Genomic DNA, 3,026 nt, shown 5'->3' with positions numbered 1-3,026 from the left:
CCCCGGGCCCGTTCCCGGGCCGGGGCGCTCCGGCCGGTCCCCCTGAGACCGGAGCCGCCCTGCTTCCCAGCCCGCGCCCACCCCGGCGCGGCATCCCCCGCCCCGGTCTGGTCAGGGCGGCGAAGGAGATGATTCATATGACCGCCGCACCCGTGCTGGCGTTGCGAGGGGTCTCCAAACGCTTTGGTGCCGTCCAGGCGCTCACCGATGTCGAGCTGGAGGTCGACGCAGGTGAAGTGGTCGCCCTGGTCGGCGACAACGGCGCCGGAAAGTCCACCCTGATCAAGGCGATCGCCGGGGTCCACGCCATCGACGGCGGAGTGATCGAGTGGGACGGCGTCCCCGTGTCGATCGACCGGCCCCACGATGCCCAGAACCTGGGCATCGCCACCGTTTACCAGGACCTCGCGCTCTGCGACAACATCGATGTCGTGGGAAACCTCTACCTCGGCCGGGAGATCCGCCGCCACGGCATCCTCGACGAGGTCGAGATGGAACGCCGCGCCCGCGAACTGCTCGGCACCCTCTCGATCCGTATCCCCAGCGTCCGTATCCCGATCGCGTCCCTCTCCGGCGGGCAGCGCCAGACCGTCGCGATCGCCCGCTCCCTGCTCGGCGAGCCCCGGCTCGTCATCCTCGACGAGCCCACCGCGGCCCTCGGTGTCGAGCAGACCGCCCAGGTGCTCGACCTGGTCGAGCGGCTGCGTGAACGCGGCCACGCGGTCATCCTCATCAGCCACAACATGGCGGACGTCAAAGCCGTCGCCGACCGGGTCGCCGTTCTGCGCCTCGGCCGCAACAACGGCGTCTTCAGCATCGGATCCACCACGGAGGAAGAGATCGTCTCGGCCATCACCGGCGCCACGGACAACGCCGTGACCCGCCGGGCGGCACGCAACCCGGAGGTGCGGCGGTGAACCCGGAGCAGCACCCGGAGAAGACAGCAGCGCAGCACCCGGAGCAGCGCCCGGCGACGGCCGCGGAGCAGAAGCCCGCGGAGCAGAAGCCCGCGGAGCGGAAGACTTCGGAGCAGAAGCCCGCGGCGCGGAAGACTTCGGAGCACCGGACCATGGAGCACGGCCCCCCGGAGCACCGGACCGCACCCCCAGGTCCGGTGGGGCTCGACAAGCCCCCCGCCGACGCCGTGCCCGGAGCGCCCGTGATCAACCCCGAGGCCGCCGGTGCGGCGCTCACCGCCGTCGACCCCCGGCTGCTCGTACGGGAAGAGGGCTTCGCCGGCTACCTCTCCGAGTTCCGGCGCAAGGTGAGCGCGGGCGATCTCGGCTCCATCCCCGTCGTCATCGGCCTCATCGTCATCGGCGCCGTCTTCCAGACCCTCAACGAGAACTTCCTGTCCGCCGAGAACCTCAGCAATATCGCGGTCACGATGGTCGCCACCGGCATGATGGCCGTCGGTATCATCTTCGTCCTGCTCCTCGGTGAGATCGATCTCTCGGTCGGCTCGGTCAGCGGGGTCTCCGGCGCGATCGTCGCCGTACTGAGCGTCACCCACGGCATGAACGAATGGCTGGCGGTCCTCGTCGCCGTCGCGGGCGGTGCGGCCATCGGTGCCCTGCACGGCTTCTTCTTCGCCCGGGTCGGCGCCCCCGCGTTCGCCGTCACGCTGGCCGGCCTGCTGTTCTGGCTGGGCTTCATGCTCCAGCTCCTCGGCGAGAACGGCACCATCAACCTGGACGGCGACGGCGTGGTCGGCAAGCTGACCACGTACTACTTCAGCGACGTGGCCGCCGCCTACGGCCTCGCAGCCCTCGCCGTCGCCGCCTTCTTCCTCTTCAGCCTGCGCGACAGCCGCCGCCGCGCCGCCGCGCGGATCCCTTCCCGGCCGCTCGCCGACATCGTGCTGCGGACGACCGCGCTCGCCGTGATCGCGTTCGCCGCGGCGATCATGTTCAACCAGTACAAGGGGCTCCCGCTGGCCCTGGTGCTGTTCCTCGCGGTCCTGGTGATCACCGATTTCGTGCTCCGCCGTACCGCCTACGGCCGGAAGGTCTTCGCCCTGGGCGGCAGCGTGGAGGCGTCCCGGCGGGCCGGCATCAACGTCACCGCCGTACGGATCTCCGTCTTCGCCCTCGCCGGCATGTTCGCGGCCATCGGCGGTCTCTTCTGGGCCTCCAAGATCGCGGCGGCCAACCAGAGCGCCGGTGCCGGGGAGCTGCTGATGAACGTCATCGCCGCGGCCGTCATCGGCGGCACCAGCCTCTTCGGCGGGCGCGGCCGGACCTGGAACGCGCTGCTCGGGGTGATGGTCATTGTCTCGATCCAGTACGGCCTGGCGCTCGAAGGGATCGCCACCCCCATCCAGTTCATGATCACCGGAGGGGTGCTGCTGGCCACCGTACTGATCGACTCGGTCACCCGCCGAACCCAGAAGACCGCAGGTCGCGCCTAGCCCGCTTCTGATGGCCGGTGGCGAAATCGCACACCGGGTCGAACAGTGTGATGCCCGGCACCGAGTCACGGTGCCGGGCATTGTCCGCTCCCGGGCTGGGTATCGGCCATTGGCGTGACGCAGAACCCGACGCCCGATGACCACGCCCGGCGACGGAACATTAGACTCGACGAAATTCGACGAAACCGCACGCTCGACCAGCTCATACGCAAGGAGGAACGGGTGGCATTGCTTACCCGTATCAGGGGACCGCGCGATCTGGACCGGCTGGCGCCGGAGCAGCTGGATCAGCTGGCAGCGGAGATCCGGACCTTTCTCGTGGACGCGGTCTCCAAGACCGGCGGACACCTCGGGCCCAACCTCGGTGTGGTCGAGCTGACCATCGCCCTGCACCGGGTCTTCGACTCCCCGAAGGACCGGGTGCTGTGGGACACCGGCCACCAGAGCTATGTGCACAAGCTGCTCACCGGCCGCCAGGACTTCTCCCGGCTCAAGATGAAGGGCGGCCTCTCCGGCTACCCGGCGCGCGCGGAGTCCGACCACGACATCATCGAGAACTCCCACGCCTCCGGCGTCCTCGGCTGGGCCGACGGCCTCGCCAAGGCCAATGAGGTCC

General features: G+C 69.6%; 3 protein-coding genes. All 3 read left to right on the top strand.

From position 1 onward, the window contains the following. Positions 1-128 precede the first annotated feature (128 nt). On the top strand, positions 129-917 hold the full coding sequence (locus ACWF94_RS37640) for an ATP-binding cassette domain-containing protein (RefSeq protein WP_453499300.1): 789 nt from the start codon (positions 129-131) through the stop codon (positions 915-917). Positions 918-1,114: 197 nt separating this feature from the next. Continuing rightward, on the top strand, positions 1,115-2,410 hold the full coding sequence (locus tag ACWF94_RS37635) for a sugar ABC transporter permease (RefSeq protein ID WP_453499298.1): 1,296 nt from the start codon (positions 1,115-1,117) through the stop codon (positions 2,408-2,410). Positions 2,411-2,632: 222 nt separating this feature from the next. Next, positions 2,633-3,026: 1-deoxy-D-xylulose-5-phosphate synthase N-terminal domain-containing protein (locus ACWF94_RS37630; RefSeq protein ID WP_453499296.1), on the top strand; the 394-nt coding region annotated here is incomplete at its 3' end.

It is taken from the genome of Streptomyces sp. NPDC055078, from assembly GCF_053607985.1.
This window is presented reverse-complemented; position numbering and strand designations above follow the sequence as displayed.